We start from the raw sequence: 16,763 nt of genomic DNA on the forward strand, positions 1-16,763 counted from the left end.
TGGTCGCCAGATGAGCCCTGCCTTGCGCGGCCATGCCGCGATGCTGTGTTTTTCGGCCCTTGTGGCGGGCTCGTTTTCGCTGGGGTCGATGTCGGCAAACCAGATCGAACCGACCGCACTGAACGCCGTGCGCTTTGTGATTGCGGCCTGTATCATCGGGGCGGCGGTGCTGGCGACCGGTGGCATGACCCGGGCGGCTTTGACCGCGCCCTGGCGCTATCTGGTGCTTGGCGGCCTGTTTGCGACCTATTTCGTGCTGATGTTCGAAGGGCTCAAGACCGCGCCGCCCGTCAGCGCGGCGGCTGTCTTTACCCTCACCCCCGTGTTGGCGGGCATCTTTGGGTGGCTGCTGCTGCGGCAGCGGACGACGCCGCGCATGGCGCTGGCCCTTGCCATTGGCGCTGTAGGCGCGTTGTGGGTGATCTTTCGCGCCGACGTCTCGGCCCTGCTGGCATTCGAGGTCGGGCGGGGCGAAGTCATCTATTTCATTGGCTGCGTCAGTCACGCCATCTACACGCCCATGGTGCGCAAGCTGAACCGGGGCGAGCCTGCGATCGTGTTCACGTTCGGCGTGCTGGTGGCGGGCGCGCTGTTGCTGGGCGTCTATGGCTGGTCTGACATGCGCGCGACGGATTGGACAGCCCTGCCTGCGATTGTCTGGATCACGATCATCTACGTTTCGGTCTTTGCCTCAGCCGCAACCTTTGTGCTGTTGCAGTTCGCCACGATGCGCCTGCCAAGCGCCAAGGTGATGGCCTATACCTATCTGACCCCCAGTTGGGTGATCGGGTGGGAAGTTGCGCTGGGCAACGACGTGCCCCGTGCCCTTGTTCTGGGCGGCATCGTTCTGACATTCATCGCGCTTGCCATGCTGTTGCGTGACGACGAAGTGGCGCGCACTGCCTAAAGAAATCCGGCCGCACCAAGCCTGTCGCGCAGGACCCCAAGGTCGAGCGGTGCGGGCGTGTTCATCGGCAAGGGTCGCAGCCGCGCGTCAATCAGGGTCGGTGTGACCCCGGCAAAGCCCTGCATTTGCCGTGACAGATGGTCGAGCATTTCGGGCCGGTTGCGTCGCAGAAAGATCGCGGCCTGTGCATCCCGGCGCATCGCGAACGGCACGAGGTGAAAGGCCGACCCGTCCGCCCCGACGATCTGGCGCGCGGCCCGCATCACCCCAAGCTGCACATCGAGGTGGTACTTTTCGGGGGTGAACACGAAATAGCCTGCCGCTTCCATCATCTCTTCGATTGCGTTTTCCTGATCGACCAGTTGGTCGGCGTGTTTGAGGCGGCGGCGCGACAGATAAAGCCGGTCAGCCCCGTCAACGGGCAAGTCTGCCAGACCATCACGGATATGGCTGTGGAATGCGGGTGTGCCTTGCAGCCACGGGCCGTGGCCAAAGCCTGCACTTGGCAGGATTAGCCGTTCGATGCGTGTGGGTTTGGTGACGATGTGCACGGGAAGATCGCCAGCGAACCGGTCCAGCGCGCGGCGCAAACGGGTGGGCAGGGGCGGCCCCATTTCCATCCCCCTGCGCGCGGGCAGGACAAGGCCGTCGGGTGACGCGTCCAACTGGCCAAGCGCCCACGTGCGCACAAGGCTATCGAGGATGAAGTGACCAAAGTGATCGTGGCTGAGGCCCGCATAAAGGTACGTCCCCGCCAGGTGTTCGCGCGGCGCGGCGTAGTCGGGCACACCGCTGAACCTGTCGCGCGACAGGCGGGCGCGCGAGGACGGCAGGAAGGTGGCATTGGCGTCAAACACCCCGTGAGCGACATCCGGGCTGGCGATATCGGTGATCACGGTGGCGTCTTGAACAACCTTGATGTCAGGGTCTGGCAGGGCGTCCGTGGCGGGGGGCACAATCAGGGCAGATCTCCGCCCGGCAATTCGGCAGCCAGAAACCGTTCGAACGCATCGAGGTTCACCGGTTCGAACTGGCCAAAGCCCTGCATCCACACGGATGCGGCCCGCATTGCATCAGGTTGCAGCTTGCACCACTTCACCCGCCCGCGTTTTTCCTGCGCGATCAGCCCTGCGCGGGTGAGGATGACGAGATGCTTGGAAATCGCCGCCAGCGACATCTCGAACGGTTCGGCCACGTCCGTCACCGCCATGTCATCCTCAAGCAGCATCGTCAGGATCGCCCGCCGCGTCGGATCGGCCAGCGCCGAGAAGGTGGTGTCGAGAGGATCGGACATGATCCCCTCTTAAGCGGTGAAGGGGGCGGTGAAAAGCGCTCAGAGATAGGGGTGGCGCGTGGATTGCGACGGCCAGCGGTGGCGCAGCCGTTCCTCTTCGCCGGGTGTCAGGCCGATATCGCGTGAAATATGCGGATCAAGCGGGGGCAGAGCCGTCCCTTTGATTGAGGGTTTGGGTTTCATCTGCTGCCAGATTTTGGCACAGATCGATTGTGCGCGCAAAAGCGCGTTGTGGCGTATAGATTGCATGATGACCTCAGTATGTATGAGTTATGGGATCAGTTTGCCCGAAGTCATACATTGCCACAAACAGAGTTCTTTGACATGAATTGTGCAGAAATTGCACAAGTGGAGCCGTTCAGATGTCGCGCAACCTGCCACCGCTTAATGCCCTGCGCGCGTTCGAGGCCGCCGGGCGACACGAAAGTTTCAGCCGTGCGGCGGATGAGTTGGGCGTGAGCCATTCCGCCGTCAGCCGCCATGTGCGCGGGTTGGAACAGCGCCTTGGTGTGCAACTATTCCGCGATGCGGCGCGCGGCGTGGCCCTGACGGCTGAGGGTGGACACTATTTGCAGCGCATCACGCCCGCGCTGGACGTGATTGGCGAGGCGACCGAGGGCTTGGCCGACACGCCCGCAGGTCGCGTGGTGCTGAACAGCGAACCCGTCTTTGCTGCCAAGATTTTCGTGCCGCTCATGGCCAAGTTTCAGCGCGATTTACCGGACATCGAATTGCGTCTCGTGGGCTCGAACGAGCTGGCGGATCTGGACCGCTATGAGGCCGACCTTGCGATCCGCTATGCCAAGACCGGCGAGCTGGAATACCCTTCGGACCTGATCAGCGATGCGCCGATCTATCCCTTTGCAGCCCCGGGGTATTTACCGGATGACGTCCTGCGCCCCGAACATCTGACACAGTTGCCGTTGCTGCGGGACAGGGGGCCGAACATCTGGATCGACTGGATCGCCTTGGCGGGATTTGACGTTGAACTGCCTGACAGTCCGTGGCGGATGCGCGCGGCCCTCGCGTTGGAGGCGGCGGTGCATGGTGCCGGTATCTATCTGGGTGCGTCGGACGGGACACATTTGGATGAAAGCGCCGGGCGCCTTGTGCGTGTGTCGTCGGTCGGGTTTCGGCAGGGGTCTTTTCACCTGCTGACCAGCGGACAGGCGGGGCGGCGCAAGGCGGTGCGGTCTGTGCGGACATGGCTGCTGGATCACACGCGCGCCCTGCGCGGTGCGGAAAATCAACCGAATGGTTGAATGACGCGTATAGGCGGAAATCGCTGTTTCGGTGCCTTGCGGCACGATGTCGCCGTCTTGGGCGCGCGGAAATAAATGCACTAAAACATATGCTTAGAATGAGCCGAGGGCGTTGCCTCCTTGCGTTGACTCACGCCCCCGCCCGACATATCCAACAGGCATCCAAAGGACGGGACAAAGGCACGTGACCGACCCCGATGACAAAGCCAAGATGGATGCGCTGAATGCGCGCCTCGCCGCTGTCAAAGAGGTTCACGCGCCTAAACCCCGCACGCCGGATCATCATTCGCAGGCGCAACTGGCCTGGCGCATGGTGATCGAGTTGGTGGCCGGTCTTGGGATCGGCTTTGGCATGGGTTACGGGCTGGATGCGCTGTTTGGCACCTCTCCGTGGTTCATGATCGTATTTATATTTCTGGGCTTTGCCGCCGGTGTCAAAACGATGATGCGCAGCGCGGAAGAAGTCCAAAGTAAGCAGGCCGCCGAATTGGCCGAAGAACAAGATGACCGCCCGCAAGGGTGAGATGAGACGGAGAGAGCCTGATGGCAGATGAAGCGAAAAGCGGCGGCGGGTTGGAATTCCACCCCATGGATCAGTTCATCGTCAAGCCGTGGTTTGGCGAAGTCGGTGATCCGGTGCACTGGTACACGATCACCAACGTGACCGTGTGGCTGGCGCTGGCTGTTCTGGCCATTCTGGGCCTGATGGTGCTCACCACGTCCAAACGCGCAGTTGTGCCGGGCAAGGGCCAGTCGATTGCAGAATTGATGTACGGCTTTGTCTACAAGATGGTCGAAGACGTCACGGGCAAGGACGGGATCAAGTATTTCCCCTACATCATGACGCTGTTCATGTTCATCCTCTGCGCCAACTTCCTTGGCCTCATCCCGATGTCCTTCACCACCACATCGCACATCGCGGTCACGGCGATCCTTGGTTTTGGCGTGTTTTTCGCCGTCACGATCCTTGGCTTTGTCAAGAATGGTGCGTCCTTCCTGGGCCTGTTCTGGGTGTCGAGCGCGCCGCTGCCGCTGCGCCCGGTGCTGGCAATCATCGAAATCATTTCCTACTTCGTGCGCCCCGTCAGCCACTCCATTCGTCTGGCAGGCAATATGATGGCCGGTCACGCCGTTCTGAAAGTGTTCGCAGGCTTTGCCCAGGTGGCGGCGATCGCCCCTGTCGCGATCATCGGCGTGATGGCGATCTACGGGCTCGAAGTCCTCGTGTCGGCCATTCAGGCCTACGTCTTTACCATCCTCACATGCGTCTATCTCAAGGACGCATTGCACCCGCATCACTAATGTATGGCGGGGCTGATCCCGCCGGACACATCTACTAACTTCCAATCGTAAGGAGAATTCTCATGGAAGGTGAACTCGCACACATCGGCGCAGGCCTCGCAGCAATCGGTTCCGGCGCAGCCGCTATCGGTGTTGGTCACGTGGCTGGCAACTTCCTCGCTGGCGCATTGCGCAACCCATCGGCAGCTGCCGGTCAGACAGCGACCCTGTTCATCGGCATCGCCTTTGCAGAAGCTCTGGGGATCTTCTCGTTCCTCGTCGCTCTGCTGTTGATGTTCGCCGTCTAAGTCACTCTGGCTGCATTCCTTACGGTCGGGCGGCGTGATACGCATATCACGCTGCCCAGACGTGAGGGTTCGCAACTCGGCCCTGCTGGCAGGGTCAACTCAGGGGAACGACCGATATGGCAACTGATACAAATGCAGCTGCAGAAGTTGCAGCAGGGGCGGCGCCCGGTATGCCGCAACTGGACGTAGGGACGTTCGGCAACCAGATTTTCTGGCTGCTGCTGACCCTCGTCGCGATCTATTTCGTGCTGTCGCGCGTGGCCCTGCCACGGATCGCGGCCATTCTGGCCGAGCGTCAGGGAACAATCACCAACGACATCGCCGCCGCCGAAGACCTCAAGTCCAAGGCCGAAGCTGCCGAAGCCGCCTATGAAAAGGCATTGGCGGATGCCCGTGCCGAAGCACAGCGGATCGCAGGCGAGACCAAGGCCAAGATCCAGGCCGATCTGGACGTGGCCATTTCGGAAGCGGACGCGAAGATCGCGGCCAAGTCTGCCGAAAGCGAAAAGGCCATTGCCGAAATTCGCGCAGGTGCGCTGGACGCTGTTGCCGAAGTTGCCAAGGACACGGCGGCCGAGATCGTCGCAACCATGGGCAGCAAGGCAGATGCCAAAACCATCGACGCGGCCGTGTCCGCGCGGATGAAGGGGTAAGGGTCATGGTCATGAAAACCATCACATCCGCACTGGCCCTTGGTCTGATCGCAAGCCCTGCACTGGCGGCGAAAGGCCCGTTTTTCAGCCTCGCCAACACGGACTTTATCGTTCTGATCGCCTTTATCCTGTTCATCGGGGTTCTGGTGTATTTCAAAGTGCCGGGCATGCTGTCCAAGATGCTGGATGACCGGTCGAGCGGGATTCAGTCCGAACTGGACGAGGCCCGCGCCCTGCGAGACGAAGCACAGACGCTGCTGGCCTCTTACGAGCGCAAGCACAAGGAAGTGCAGGATCAGGCGGACCGCATCGTCGCGCAAGCCAAGGCTGATGCCGAAGCCGCCGCTGATCAGGCCCGTTCCGATCTTGAACGCTCAATCGAACGTCGCATTGCCTCTGCTGAAGACCAGATTGCCTCGGCCCAGGCGGGCGCCATCAAGGAAGTGCGGGATCAGGCGATTGTCGTGGCTGTCGCTGCGGCCCGAGAGGTGATTGCCGAACAGATGACCGCAGCGGATGCCAACAAGCTGGTGGACGACGCCATCAGTCAGGTCGACGCCAAGCTGCACTAAGCATTCTTCGCCGAACACAGATCAGAAAGCCCCGGTCCATCAGCCGGGGCTTTTTGCTGTGATCGGACGGGGTGCCCATCCGAACCCTACCCACTGGTTTCGTGGTCCAGCCTTTGGCGCGCGATGTTCTCATTGCTTTCGGCTTTGCGCTGGTCCTGCAACGCCCGTTCCACATAGTCGAGATGCGCATGCACCGCGGCCCGCGCCGCCTTGGGGTCACGGCCCTGAAGCGCGTCGTTGATCGCGCGGTGCTGGTCCAGCAGGGCCTGCCGCGTCGTGCGCTGCTTGAACATCACCTGCCGGTTGTAAAACACCCCATCCCGCAAAAGCTGATACATGGAGCGCATCATGTGCAGCATGATCACGTTATGGCTCGCTTCGATGATGGCCATGTGGAATTGCGCATCAAGGCGCGCTTCTTCTTCGCTGTTGCGCTTGGGGTGGGCGGCTTCCATCTTTTCAAAGACGCGCTGGACGACCGCCAGATCGGTGTCAGAGGCGAGACGGGCGGCGCGCTCGGCGGCCAACCCCTCAAGGTCGCGGCGAAAGCTGAGATAGTCGAACACCGCCTCGTCGTGGCGGGCAAACAGCTCCGTCAGCGCGGGCGCAAAGGCAGAGCCAAGCACGTCGGCGACGTAAATCCCCGCACCGGGGCGCGCTGACAACAACCCGCTGTCTTGCAGCGCGCTGACCGCATCGCGCAAGGATGGACGCGACACATTCATGCGTTCGGCCAGTTCACGCTCGGGCGGCAGGCGCTCTCCCGGGCGCAGGATGCCCCGCAGGATCAGCTGTTCGATCTGCCGGATCACGGCAGAGGACAGTTTTTCAGGTTGCACGGGTCGAAACGGCATTTGGGTCCCTCGTCGAATTGGTAAAGTCATATGACCAATTCGTTTCGGGTGCAAATGCAACGGTGCGTGCGCAATCCATGCAGCCGTGGTTAAGCCTGCGTTAACCAAGTTGCGCCAAGGCTGGGGGATGCGATTGTTTTTTCTCTTGTGCCCGCTGGTTCTGCTGGCCGCCTGCAACACCGCAGGTCCGCATTTTCGCGGCCTGCCTGCAACCACGGTCACCCTGGACGGATCGACATTTGATGTGCGCGTGAACGGCAAACTGGCCGAGGCGATCCGCACCAATCCGGAATACGCCCCCCGGTTCGGCCCGATCCGCGCCCGCGCGGGCAAGGCGATGGAGATGGTCAGCGGCTGCCGGGTCAAAGAGGTGCGCGGCGATCAGGCACAGGCCACCGGCATCCTCGATTGCGGCAAGGGTGGCCCCGCGCCGGACCGTCTCAAGCGGCAGGGCGAGTATGATTGCCTGACCCTTGATTCCTATATCAGCCCTGCCACCAACGAACTGGTGCTTGATCTCGATTGCACCCTCATTTGAGCGGCAAAGCGCAATATCTTGTGGATAAGCCGCGCAATGGCGCTGATTGTGGGGAGATCGCGTTGACATACGGGGGCACGAACGGCCAATCTGTCCGCTCAAAGTGATGTAATCGAACAGGCCACGCGTGCGCTTTTCCAAACTCAGACTGACGGGGTTCAAATCCTTTGTCGATCCGACTGATCTGATCATTGCGGACGGTCTGACGGGCGTGGTTGGCCCCAATGGCTGCGGTAAATCCAACCTGCTCGAAGCGCTGCGCTGGGTGATGGGTGAAAACCGCCCCACCGCGATGCGTGGCGGCGGGATGGAAGACGTTATCTTTGCCGGGGCTGCGACGCGACCCGCGCGCAACTTTGCTGAAGTGTCCCTGCATATCGACAACTCTGACCGGCTGGCCCCGGCGGGGTTCAATGACGCGGATGCGCTGGACATTGTGCGCCGGATCACGCGGGATGTGGGCAGTGCCTACAAGGCGGCGGGCAAAGATGTGCGTGCGCGCGATGTTCAGATGCTGTTTGCCGATGCCTCGACGGGCGCGCATTCGCCGGCGCTTGTCCGGCAGGGCCAGATTGCCGAACTGATCAACGCTAAGCCCAAGAACCGCCGCCGCATTCTGGAAGAGGCGGCAGGGATTTCGGGCCTTTATCAGCGCCGTCACGAGGCGGAGTTGAAGCTGAAAGGTGCCGAACAGAACCTTGCCCGCGTCGATGATGTGATCGAGCAATTGGCCGCGCAGCTTGCCCAATTGGCCCGGCAGGCCCGGCAGGCCGCACGCTATCGCGAGATTGGGAACGAATTGCGCAAGGCCGAGGGTCAATTGCTGTACCGTCGCTGGCGCGAAGCTGACATTGCCCGCAGTGCGGCAGATGACGAATTGCGCGCCCGCACAACGGCGGCAGCGCAGGCCGAAGGGGCGGTGCGCGAGGCCGCCAAGGCGCGCCAGTTGGCCGAGGATGCCTTGCCGCCCTTGCGCGAGGAAGACGCGATTGCCGCCGCTGTTCTGCAGCGCCTTGCCGTGCAGCGCGACACCCTGAGCGATCAGGAGGCGCAGGCCGAACAGACCATCGAAACCCTGTCCCAGCGCATCGCCCAACTGACCCGCGATATCGAGCGGGAAGGCGGATTGAACCGCGATGCGGGCGACACGATCGCGCGCCTTGAGTGGGAGGCGAGCGAGATCGCCAAGGCAGGTGAGGGCCACGAGGAGTTGCTGGAAGCGGCGGCCAATGCGGCGCGTGAGGCGGGCCAGGTCCTGCAGGCCCGCGAATCCGATCAGGGCGAAAAGACCGAAGATGTCGCCCGACTGGCCGCACGTCACGGATCGGCACAACGCCTGCTGGAAGACAGCCGCAAGGTCGAGCAAAAATCCGAAACCGAAGCCGCCAGAGCCCGCGAGGCCGTGGCGACCAGTCAAGCAGCACTGGACAAAGCGGGCACGGATTTCGCCGCCGCGCAGGAGGCCGTCGCGCAAGCCGAAGCAACGGCAGCGCGCGCGGATGAAACCCTGATCGCCGCCGAAGAGGCGCGTGCCGAAACCCAGGCCCGTGAGGCGGATGCACGTGCCGAACGTTCCGAAGCCGAGGGCGAGATGAATGCACTGCGCGCCGAAGCGGGAGCCCTTGCCAAACTGGTGGAACGTGATACGGCGGAGGGTGGTCAAATACTGGACCGTCTTCAGGTGCAGCAGGGTTTTGAAAAGGCTCTGGGCGCTGCGATGGCCGATGATCTGCGCGCCCCCGAGGTCGATGCGGACGGCCCGTCCGGCTGGGCCGTTTTGCCAGCATATGACACTGTGCAGCCCTTGCCTGATGGTGTCACGCCCCTGACCCAGCACGTGTCCGTCCCGGACGTTCTGGGCCGTCGGATGAGCCAGATCGGCCTATGCGACGCAGATGATGCGGCCCGGTTGCAACCCTTGCTGAAGCCCGGACAGCGGCTGGTGTCACCCGAAGGCGATTTGTGGCGCTGGGACGGGTTCCGCGCCTGGGCCGAGGATGCGCCGAGCGCTGCGGCCTTGCGGTTGCAACAACTCAACCGGCTGGAAGAGCTCAAGCAATCGCTGGAACGTGCCACGGCCCTTGCCGAAGGCGCCCGGCAGGCGCACGAGGCGCTGACGCAGCGCCTTGCCGATCTGACCGAGGCTGACAAACAGGCCCGCCATGCGCGCCGCGAGGCGGACCGGATGGTGGCCGAAGCCGCCCGTGCCCTGAGCCGCGCTGAGGCGGATCGCAATCTGGCGCAGGGGCGTCTGGAATCCCTCGGCCTTGCCGTAACGCGCCACGAAGAAGACGCGATGGCGGCCCGTGCGCGGGTGAACGAGGCCGAGGCGGCGCTGGCCGATCTGCCCGATCTCGACTCCGCGCGCGCAGATGTCGAAGATCTGCGCATGACTGTCGAGGCGGCCCGCATCACCATGATGTCGCGCCGTTCGGCCCATGATGATCTGCGCCGCACCGGCGAGGCCCGGATCAAACGGTCGCAGGAAATCACCAAAGAGGTCAGCGGTTGGCGCCATCGGCTTGAAACGGCTGAAAAACGTACCGCCGAACTGGTAGAGCGCAAGACCGCATCCGAGGCCGAGTTGTCGACGGCGCAGGCGGCACCGGCAGAGCTGGCGGCGAAACGTGAGGCCCTCGGGCAAGAGATTGCACAGGCCGAAGCGCGCCGGGCTGAAGCGGCCAATGCGCTGTCCGAAGCCGAAGGCAAGTTGCGTGAAACCACCCATACCGAGCGGGACGCGGAGCGTCTGGCCTCGGAAGCCCGCGAGGCGCGTGCCCGGTCCGAAGCGCGCGCTGAGGCGGCGCGCGAAACCGTTGCATTGGCCGCAGAGCGCATTGCCGATGATCAGCAGATGACGCCGAACCAGTTGCTGACTGCGCTTGACGTGAACCCGGATCAGATGCCCGCCGCTGGTGCGCTTGAGGCGGATGTGAACCGGCTCAAACGTCAGCGCGATGCGCTGGGGGCCGTGAACCTGCGCGCCGAGGAGGACGCCAAGGAGGTGCAGGTCGAGCACGATACTCTGGTGTCGGAAAAGGCCGATCTGGAAGAGGCGATCAAGACCCTGCGCAGCGGCATTGCCAGCCTGAACCGCGAAGGGCGCGAACGGTTGCTGACCGCCTTTGAGCAGGTCAATTCCAACTTTTCGTTGTTGTTCACCCACCTGTTTGGCGGTGGAGAGGCGAATTTGGTCATGGTCGAAAGTGACGACCCGCTTGAGGCGGGTCTTGAGATCATGTGCCAGCCGCCGGGCAAGAAACTGAGCACGCTGAGCCTGCTGAGCGGGGGGGAACAGACGCTGACGGCCATGGCGCTGATCTTTGCCGTGTTCCTTGCCAACCCGGCGCCCATCTGCGTGCTCGACGAAGTCGACGCACCGCTGGACGACGCCAACGTGACCCGCTTTTGCGACCTGCTGGACGAAATGTGCCGCCGCACCGACACGCGGTTCCTGATCATCACCCACCACGCGGTAACGATGGCGCGCATGGATCGGTTGTTCGGGGTCACGATGGCCGAACAGGGGGTCAGCCAGCTTGTGTCCGTCGATCTGAAAAAGGCAGAGACACTGGTCGCCTGATCCGGTCACCATGACGTGACTGCGTGTGGGCCCTGCGACATGCTAGCGTCACGCGCATGCGTTTGATCCCTTTGCTTCTTTTCCTTGCCACACCTGTCGCCGCGCAGGATTGGGCGTTTCGAAGTTCTGATACGGTATTGGACCGCAGCGCTGTTCTGACACTGGTCGAAGGGCACACGCTGATCTTTTTCGATGACGGGCAGTCGAAGTTTTCAGCCGGTGGGGCCCATTCCTACACTTATGCGAACGGAGGCGGAACAGCCTTTGGCCGCTTTGACGTGGCCGAGGATGGACTTGTGTGCATCGCCTATCGCAACGGTTTTTCCCGCTGTGACCGTTATGTCGAAAATGCGGGGCGGTATGTCTTGCTGACCGAAAAGGGCGAGCGGTTCCCGATCCGGCCCTAAAGCCGGTTCAGCAACGCCCGTGTCGGCCACGCATCCGCTGTCAGCCCAAGCCGTTTCTGTTCTGCCTGAACTGCCGCGCGCGTGCCTGCGCCAAGGATACCGTCGATCTTGCCCACGTCATATCCGCGCGCCTGCAGCTTGCTTTGCAGCCGTTTCATGTCGTCAGGTCCCAACCCCGCATCCGGGTTGCCAGCGTCATAGACCGGTGCACCGGCCAGCCGAGTCGCGAAATAGGCCGCCGTCAACACGTAGGTGAAGGATTGGTTCCACTCGAAATAGACGTTGAAGTTGGGATAGGCGAGGAAGGCCGGCCCCTTGTGCCCCTGCGGCAGGATCAGCGAGGCAGGCAGGTTGGTGAGTGTGCCATCGCGCGCGCGTACCCCCAATGCCTGCCAGTCACCCACCGGCATCGTGGTGCCGATGCCGCTTAGCGACCAGTCCATCTGTGCGGGAACAGTCACCTCTTGCAACCACGGCTCGCCCGCACGCCAGCCCAGATGCTGCAACATCTTGCCGCCCGACATCAGCGCATCGGGGGCGGATGTTTTCAATTTGACGACTCCGTCACCGTCGCCATCCACACCGTTGATCAGGATGTCTTGCGGCAGCATCTGCACCATGCCGATCTCGCCTGCCCATGCGCCTGTCGTGCGGCGTGGATCGAATGCGCCGCGCGCGAACAGCTCCATCGCGGCAAAGACCTGTGGGCGGAACAGATCCGGTCTGCGGCAATCATGCGCCAATGTTGCCAGCGCGTTGGCTGTGTTGAAATCGCCCTGAAACGCGCCGTAATCCGTCTCGAACGCCCAGAAGGCCAGAATGACGTGGCGGTCCACTCCATAGCGCTGTTCGATCTGATCAAAGATGCTGTCATAGGTGCGCGCATTGGCACGGCCCGCATTGATCCGGTTTTGCGAGATCAGTCGCTGGGAAAAGTCGATGAAGGGGCGTTGGAATACGCCTTGGGCGCGGTCGGCTCGCAATACCTTTTGGTCTTGGCGGACGCTGGCCAGAAATGCGTTCGCCGTTTCGGCCGCGATGCCTTTGGCGACTGCCTCGCTTGCCAGCCCCGCTTTGAAGCTGGCAAAGGATCCGCCGCATTGCGACTGTGCCAAAGCGGGCAGGGCGATGATGATGGCGCACGCCCCCAGTGCTTGTTTCAAAATACCCAAACCAATCCTCCGATACCCACACACACGGCCACTGCCAGCCCCCATGCTTTCCACACGATTGCGATTGCCGCGTCAATGTCGTGCGGCGCAAGCAAATGTCGGCCCGCGTCGTTGACCCATGCAAGGTCGCGCAATTCACCGTGATAACTGCGCGGCCCGGCAAGTGCGATGTCGAGCGTGTAGGCCATGGCCGCCTCTGGCCACCCGGCATTGGGCGAGCGGTGCAGGCTGGCATCCAGTTGTATCTCTTTCCGGCGCTGTGTGCTGTGTCCGACACATGCGATCAGCAGGGCGGTAAGGCGTGCAGGTATCCAGTTCAGGACGTCATCCAGCCGCGCCGCTGCCCAGCCAAACTGGGCGTGTTTCGGGGTCAGGTAGCCGATCATGCTGTCTGCGGTGTTCACGGCCTTGTAGATCGCGATGCCGGGCAGACCAGCGATCAGAAACCAGAAGGCGGGTGCGATGACGCCGTCGCTGAAATTCTCTGACAGGCTTTCGATGGCAGAGCGTGACGTGGCCGAGGGGTCGGAGGCTGACACATCACGGCTGACGATCAGGGCAACGGCGCGGCGCCCTGCGTCGTCGGATTGGCGCAGGCCGGCAGCGACGGCGGCGACGTGATCAACCAGGGATCGTTGAGCGAGCAGGATCGCGGTGACGAGGATGCTCACCACCCAGCCAAGCTGTTGCACGATCCAGCCGAGCGCGCCTGCGGTGATGATCAGGACCAGAACCGCAAGCATGCCTTTGAGGCGCTGCGCGGCCCCGTTGTTTAGCGCCTTGTCGAGCGCTGCGACGGCCCGTCCCATCAGCACCGCAGGATGGGGCAGTCGCCCCCACAGCCAGCGCGGTTCGCCGAACTGCGCATCCAGCAGCAAGGCCAGCGCTAACAGGAACGCGTTGTTCACAGCGCCGCCTCAAGACGTGCCCAGTCATCGGGTGCGGGCAGCCCCAACCTGATCCAGTCAGAGGCGTAGGGGAAAATGCGGCTCCAGATATGATGCTGCGCGAGGTGGTCTTGCCAGCCTTTGGCGTTGTCGACGCGGTACAATCGAAACAGGGTTGTCCCACCAAGCAGGGAGGCCCCGTTCTGACACACGAGTGCATCAAGGCGGGCGGTGTCCGTTGCAAGCCGCGCGCGCGTGGTGTCCGCCCATGCAGGATCGCACAGCGCCCGCGTGCCAATCTCAAGCGCCACACCCGAGACGGGCCAAGGGCCAAGCATGTCCTTCAGCCGCCCGATCAGATCCGGGTCGCCAATGGCAAAGCCGAGACGCACACCCGCAAGCCCCCAGAACTTGCCAAAGCTCTTGAGGACAATCGTCCCGGGCTCGGATGCGTGAGGCATCAGGCTGCGCTCGGGCGAGACGTCGCAAAAACTCTCGTCGATGATCTTGAGCCGGGCGGTCAGGTCGTCGGATGTCCACATCCGCCCATCGGGGTTGTTCGGATGCACCAGAACCTGCGCATCTGCCGGCCCATCGGGCTGCACCTGCCAGTGGTTGTCCGAAAAGCTGGCGGCGTGTTCGTTATAGGTCGGGGTCGGAATGCAGACTGATCCGGCCTGCGCCAGGCGCGGAATTTGCGCGATCAGAGCGGATGCGCCAGGTGAGGCCAGAATATCGACCCCATCCGGCACATTCCAGAATTCGCGCGCTGCCTGGATCAAATCGTCGCTCATTCCGGTATCCGGCAGGGCCGTCCATGCATCATCGGAAAGGGACGGCACGGGGTAGGCCACGGGATTGATCCCGGTCGACAAATCCAGCCATTGGGCACGGCGCCCGCCATGTCTTTTGATGGCCGCGTCGAGGCCGCCGCCATGATCCCGTTTGTTGGCCAAATGCAAGGCTCCTGATCGAATACTGCCGAAATCGGCGGAATTGCGCCCGCAAAAAGCGGATTGCCGCACGAATGGCAAGCCAATGCGCTGGCGTTAAGCTATTAAGCCCGTCATTAACGAATTGTTAATAGAATACGCCACACTTACGCAGCATGGAGCCTTAAGTCTGCAGGCTCTGGAGAGGCCATGAAAGTTTTGATCGTAGAGAGTCGGCCTGAGCTGGGTATGCTTTGGACGCGACACCTGGAAAGGCAGGGTTATGCTGTGAAGCAGGCCCAGAGCCAGGATGATGCCGTGGCGTATCTGTCCACCGATCAGGCTGACATCATCGTTCTGGACCTTGTTCTGAAACAGGGCAGCGCACTGGCTGTTGCCGACTTTGCCAGCTACCGCCACCCGGATGCGCGCGTTATTTTCGTAACGGATACGACGTTCTTCTCAGATGGGTCGATCTTTAACCATGCCAGCAATGCCTGTGCTTTCCTGCCTGCTGGCACACCGCCCGAAGACCTCGCGGCGATGGTCGCGCATTACGGCGGTCACTGATCGCGCTCGTGCGGCTCCATGAAATCGATGTCTGGATTGATCGGCACGATCCGATGCGGATTGATGCTTTCGTGGCTGTAGTGATAGTGGCGCACGATGTGATCAAAGTTCACAGTTTCCGCCACGCCCGGCCACTGGAACAGTTCGCGCGTATAGGCCCAAAGGTTAGCGTAATCGACGATCCGTTTACGATTGCATTTGAAATGCAGGTGATAGACGGGATCGAACCGAACGAGGGTTGTGAACAGCCGCCAATCCGCCTCGGTCACACGCTCGCCCATCAGATACCTGCGATCTGACAGCCGCGCATCCAGCCAGTCCAATGTGTCAAACAGCGGGTGCACGGCAGCATCGTAAGCCGCTTGCGTCGTGGCAAAACCGCTTTTGTAGACGCCGTTGTTGAGAGTGTCGTAGATGCGGTCATTGACCGGCGCGATGGCATCCCGCAGGTCTTGCGGCCAGTAGTCATCGGTGTTGCCCGTGATGTCATTGAACGCCGAATTGAACATGCGGATGATTTCAGAGCTTTCGTTGCTGACAATCGTGTCCTGTTCTTTGTCCCACAGGATCGGCACCGTGACACGGCCGGTGAACTTCGGATCAGCGCGGGTGTAGATGTCGCGCGCAAATGGGGCGCCGAACAGATGATCGCCGGTTGCGCCATGATCATCCGTTTGAAACGTCCAGCCATCGGACAGCATGTCGGGATGCACCACAGACACCGCGATGTGATCCTTGAGCCCTTTCAGCGTGCGAAAGATCAGCGTGCGGTGCGCCCATGGGCACGCATAAGAGACATATAGATGATAGCGCCCGCTTTCTGCGGCAAACCCTGAAGCGCCAGAGGGTCCGGCACTGCCATCTGCTGTGATCCAGTTGCGGAACACGGCGTCTTTTCGTTTGAACGATCCGCCGGTGGATTTGGTGTCGTACCACTGGTCTTTCCAGACGCCATCAACCAACAATCCCATCGTCTCTCTCCGCTCTGCTTGTCCGTCTGGACATAGATCACGCGGTGCCCCCAAGCCACTCATTTACGCGCGCACATCACCTGCGCGCCTGCACAAACCGTGAGTCACGGGAATGTCACAGCCCGGATGCTTCCCGATTTCGCGTCTGAATTTACTGGACCGAAATCTTTTTTACCGCATCTTGCGATACGGAAATGCGAAGGAGCGATTGCGATGACAACCTTTGTCCCCAAAGAGGTGCAAGCCGGGCTGGACAGCGCGCGGATGCAATCGTTGAAATCGGGATCGCGTTTGCGCCTGTCTGCCGATGGAAAACTGCACCCGGTCCTGCGCATGTGGGACACCGGGTTTTCCGTGGACGGCACGGCTCCGCCAGTGCTGCGCGGGTTCGTCGACCTTTATGACGGTGCGATCCACCTGTTTCAGTGTCTGATCGTCGCCTCCGAAGAGGACGCAGGCGAGATGAAATTTGAATTCAAACGCATGACCGCGGTGTCCGACACTGCCCCGCTCGATTTTGAGCAGTTGGCGGATGCGCCTGTTGCGCTGATCGAAGCACAGACCTGATCGGG

At 61.9% G+C, this 16,763-nt stretch carries 20 protein-coding genes; 12 read left to right on the forward strand and 8 right to left on the reverse strand.

Annotated features, from left to right (window positions below; translation table 11 throughout):
* Nucleotides 1–10: 10 nt before the first annotated feature.
* The gene (locus ACERZ8_RS08440) at nt 11–907 is read left to right on the forward strand and encodes a DMT family transporter (RefSeq protein WP_407591785.1); all 897 of its coding nucleotides are present in this window, start codon (nt 11–13) and stop codon (nt 905–907) included.
* On the opposite strand, the gene ACERZ8_RS08445 is transcribed toward ACERZ8_RS08440, so the two are convergent.
* Genes ACERZ8_RS08445 through ACERZ8_RS08455 form a run of 3 tightly spaced genes read right to left on the reverse strand, consistent with a single transcriptional unit; the run spans nt 904 to nt 2,450 of the window.
* Entirely contained in the window at nt 904–1,863 is a 960-nt protein-coding gene (locus ACERZ8_RS08445) for a glycosyltransferase family 61 protein (protein WP_407591786.1), read from the reverse strand. The genes ACERZ8_RS08440 and ACERZ8_RS08445 overlap by 4 nt on opposite strands.
* A 2-nt stretch (nt 1,864–1,865) precedes the next feature.
* Nucleotides 1,866–2,201 (reverse strand): ArsR/SmtB family transcription factor, encoded by a 336-nt coding sequence (locus ACERZ8_RS08450; protein ID WP_407591787.1) that lies wholly within the window; start codon nt 2,199–2,201, stop codon nt 1,866–1,868.
* A gap of 39 nt (nt 2,202–2,240) precedes the next feature.
* The gene (locus ACERZ8_RS08455; protein ID WP_407591788.1) at nt 2,241–2,450 is read right to left on the reverse strand and encodes a hypothetical protein; all 210 of its coding nucleotides are present in this window, start codon (nt 2,448–2,450) and stop codon (nt 2,241–2,243) included.
* A 113-nt stretch (nt 2,451–2,563) separates the two neighbouring features.
* Here ACERZ8_RS08455 and ACERZ8_RS08460 point away from each other — a divergent pair, with 113 nt between their 5' ends.
* The 6 genes from ACERZ8_RS08460 (at nt 2,564) to ACERZ8_RS08485 (ending at nt 6,277) form a co-directional block, all read left to right on the forward strand.
* Nucleotides 2,564–3,463, forward strand: coding sequence for a LysR family transcriptional regulator (locus ACERZ8_RS08460; protein ID WP_407591789.1), 900 nt, complete (start codon nt 2,564–2,566; stop codon nt 3,461–3,463).
* A gap of 184 nt (nt 3,464–3,647) precedes the next feature.
* The gene (locus tag ACERZ8_RS08465) at nt 3,648–3,986 is read left to right on the forward strand and encodes an AtpZ/AtpI family protein (protein ID WP_407591790.1); all 339 of its coding nucleotides are present in this window, start codon (nt 3,648–3,650) and stop codon (nt 3,984–3,986) included.
* 20 nt (nt 3,987–4,006) lie between these two features.
* Complete coding sequence (locus ACERZ8_RS08470) at nt 4,007–4,765, forward strand: F0F1 ATP synthase subunit A (protein ID WP_299722845.1); 759 nt, start codon at nt 4,007–4,009, stop codon at nt 4,763–4,765.
* A gap of 62 nt (nt 4,766–4,827) precedes the next feature.
* The gene (locus ACERZ8_RS08475; RefSeq protein ID WP_015496525.1) at nt 4,828–5,052 is read left to right on the forward strand and encodes a F0F1 ATP synthase subunit C; all 225 of its coding nucleotides are present in this window, start codon (nt 4,828–4,830) and stop codon (nt 5,050–5,052) included.
* Between the two features lie 116 nt (nt 5,053–5,168).
* Nucleotides 5,169–5,705, forward strand: coding sequence for a F0F1 ATP synthase subunit B' (locus tag ACERZ8_RS08480; RefSeq protein WP_407591791.1), 537 nt, complete (start codon nt 5,169–5,171; stop codon nt 5,703–5,705).
* 11 nt (nt 5,706–5,716) lie between these two features.
* Nucleotides 5,717–6,277, forward strand: a complete 561-nt coding sequence (locus ACERZ8_RS08485) for a F0F1 ATP synthase subunit B (protein WP_407591792.1) — start codon at nt 5,717–5,719, stop codon at nt 6,275–6,277.
* 86 nt (nt 6,278–6,363) lie between these two features.
* Here ACERZ8_RS08485 and ACERZ8_RS08490 read toward each other — a convergent pair whose 3' ends face one another.
* Nucleotides 6,364–7,131 (reverse strand): FadR/GntR family transcriptional regulator, encoded by a 768-nt coding sequence (locus tag ACERZ8_RS08490; RefSeq protein ID WP_407591793.1) that lies wholly within the window; start codon nt 7,129–7,131, stop codon nt 6,364–6,366.
* Between the two features lie 127 nt (nt 7,132–7,258).
* On the opposite strand from ACERZ8_RS08490, the gene ACERZ8_RS08495 reads away from it, so the two are divergent.
* The 3 genes from ACERZ8_RS08495 to ACERZ8_RS08505 all read left to right on the forward strand — a co-directional run bounded on the left by ACERZ8_RS08495 (nt 7,259) and on the right by ACERZ8_RS08505 (nt 11,659).
* Nucleotides 7,259–7,669 (forward strand): hypothetical protein, encoded by a 411-nt coding sequence (locus ACERZ8_RS08495; RefSeq protein ID WP_407591794.1) that lies wholly within the window; start codon nt 7,259–7,261, stop codon nt 7,667–7,669.
* Between the two features lie 127 nt (nt 7,670–7,796).
* Nucleotides 7,797–11,252 carry a chromosome segregation protein SMC gene (gene smc / locus ACERZ8_RS08500; RefSeq protein ID WP_407591795.1) on the forward strand — a complete coding sequence of 1,152 codons (3,456 nt, stop codon included), beginning with the start codon at nt 7,797–7,799 and terminating at the stop codon, nt 11,250–11,252.
* A gap of 56 nt (nt 11,253–11,308) precedes the next feature.
* Complete coding sequence (locus tag ACERZ8_RS08505) at nt 11,309–11,659, forward strand: hypothetical protein (protein ID WP_407591796.1); 351 nt, start codon at nt 11,309–11,311, stop codon at nt 11,657–11,659.
* Here ACERZ8_RS08505 and ACERZ8_RS08510 read toward each other — a convergent pair.
* Genes ACERZ8_RS08510 through ACERZ8_RS08520 form a run of 3 tightly spaced genes read right to left on the reverse strand, consistent with a single transcriptional unit; the run spans nt 11,656 to nt 14,674 of the window.
* Nucleotides 11,656–12,831 carry a lytic murein transglycosylase gene (locus ACERZ8_RS08510; protein WP_407591797.1) on the reverse strand — a complete coding sequence of 392 codons (1,176 nt, stop codon included), beginning with the start codon at nt 12,829–12,831 and terminating at the stop codon, nt 11,656–11,658. The genes ACERZ8_RS08505 and ACERZ8_RS08510 overlap by 4 nt on opposite strands.
* Nucleotides 12,819–13,739: an adenosylcobinamide-phosphate synthase CbiB gene (gene cbiB, locus ACERZ8_RS08515; RefSeq protein ID WP_407591798.1), complete on the reverse strand. Its 921-nt coding sequence runs from the start codon at nt 13,737–13,739 to the stop codon at nt 12,819–12,821. Before cbiB ends, ACERZ8_RS08510 begins: the two co-directional genes overlap by 13 nt.
* Nucleotides 13,736–14,674: a threonine-phosphate decarboxylase gene (locus ACERZ8_RS08520; RefSeq protein ID WP_407591799.1), complete on the reverse strand. Its 939-nt coding sequence runs from the start codon at nt 14,672–14,674 to the stop codon at nt 13,736–13,738. Before ACERZ8_RS08520 ends, cbiB begins: the two co-directional genes overlap by 4 nt.
* A gap of 186 nt (nt 14,675–14,860) precedes the next feature.
* Between ACERZ8_RS08520 and ACERZ8_RS08525 the strand changes: the two genes are divergently transcribed.
* Nucleotides 14,861–15,220, forward strand: a complete 360-nt coding sequence (locus ACERZ8_RS08525; RefSeq protein WP_407591800.1) for a response regulator transcription factor — start codon at nt 14,861–14,863, stop codon at nt 15,218–15,220.
* Here the strand turns inward: ACERZ8_RS08525 and ACERZ8_RS08530 are convergent.
* The gene (locus tag ACERZ8_RS08530) at nt 15,214–16,191 is read right to left on the reverse strand and encodes a glutathione S-transferase family protein (RefSeq protein ID WP_407591801.1); all 978 of its coding nucleotides are present in this window, start codon (nt 16,189–16,191) and stop codon (nt 15,214–15,216) included. The two genes, ACERZ8_RS08525 and ACERZ8_RS08530, sit on opposite strands and share 7 nt — an antisense overlap.
* Nucleotides 16,192–16,404: 213 nt before the next feature.
* Between ACERZ8_RS08530 and ACERZ8_RS08535 the strand changes: the two genes are divergently transcribed.
* Nucleotides 16,405–16,758 (forward strand): hypothetical protein, encoded by a 354-nt coding sequence (locus ACERZ8_RS08535; RefSeq protein ID WP_407591802.1) that lies wholly within the window; start codon nt 16,405–16,407, stop codon nt 16,756–16,758.
* The last annotated feature ends 5 nt before the right edge of the window (nt 16,759–16,763 follow it).

The organism is Tateyamaria armeniaca, assembly GCF_045797845.1.
GTDB classification, from domain to species: domain Bacteria; phylum Pseudomonadota; class Alphaproteobacteria; order Rhodobacterales; family Rhodobacteraceae; genus Tateyamaria; species Tateyamaria armeniaca.

What these genes read in the sequence shown, in the direction of transcription:
- ACERZ8_RS08440 (WP_407591785.1), top strand. Translation starts at nt 11, where the DNA reads ATGAGCCCTGCCTTGCGCGGCCATGCCGCGATGCTGTGTTTTTCGGCC.
- ACERZ8_RS08450 (WP_407591787.1), bottom strand. Translation starts at nt 2,201, where the DNA reads ATGTCCGATCCTCTCGACACCACCTTCTCGGCGCTGGCCGATCCGACG.
- ACERZ8_RS08455 (WP_407591788.1), bottom strand. Translation starts at nt 2,450, where the DNA reads ATGCAATCTATACGCCACAACGCGCTTTTGCGCGCACAATCGATCTGT.
- ACERZ8_RS08460 (WP_407591789.1), top strand. Translation starts at nt 2,564, where the DNA reads ATGTCGCGCAACCTGCCACCGCTTAATGCCCTGCGCGCGTTCGAGGCC.
- ACERZ8_RS08470 (WP_299722845.1), top strand. Translation starts at nt 4,007, where the DNA reads ATGGCAGATGAAGCGAAAAGCGGCGGCGGGTTGGAATTCCACCCCATG.
- ACERZ8_RS08475 (WP_015496525.1), top strand. Translation starts at nt 4,828, where the DNA reads ATGGAAGGTGAACTCGCACACATCGGCGCAGGCCTCGCAGCAATCGGT.
- ACERZ8_RS08480 (WP_407591791.1), top strand. Translation starts at nt 5,169, where the DNA reads ATGGCAACTGATACAAATGCAGCTGCAGAAGTTGCAGCAGGGGCGGCG.
- ACERZ8_RS08485 (WP_407591792.1), top strand. Translation starts at nt 5,717, where the DNA reads ATGAAAACCATCACATCCGCACTGGCCCTTGGTCTGATCGCAAGCCCT.
- ACERZ8_RS08490 (WP_407591793.1), bottom strand. Translation starts at nt 7,131, where the DNA reads ATGCCGTTTCGACCCGTGCAACCTGAAAAACTGTCCTCTGCCGTGATC.
- ACERZ8_RS08495 (WP_407591794.1), top strand. Translation starts at nt 7,259, where the DNA reads ATGCGATTGTTTTTTCTCTTGTGCCCGCTGGTTCTGCTGGCCGCCTGC.
- ACERZ8_RS08505 (WP_407591796.1), top strand. Translation starts at nt 11,309, where the DNA reads ATGCGTTTGATCCCTTTGCTTCTTTTCCTTGCCACACCTGTCGCCGCG.
- ACERZ8_RS08525 (WP_407591800.1), top strand. Translation starts at nt 14,861, where the DNA reads ATGAAAGTTTTGATCGTAGAGAGTCGGCCTGAGCTGGGTATGCTTTGG.
- ACERZ8_RS08530 (WP_407591801.1), bottom strand. Translation starts at nt 16,191, where the DNA reads ATGGGATTGTTGGTTGATGGCGTCTGGAAAGACCAGTGGTACGACACC.
- ACERZ8_RS08535 (WP_407591802.1), top strand. Translation starts at nt 16,405, where the DNA reads ATGACAACCTTTGTCCCCAAAGAGGTGCAAGCCGGGCTGGACAGCGCG.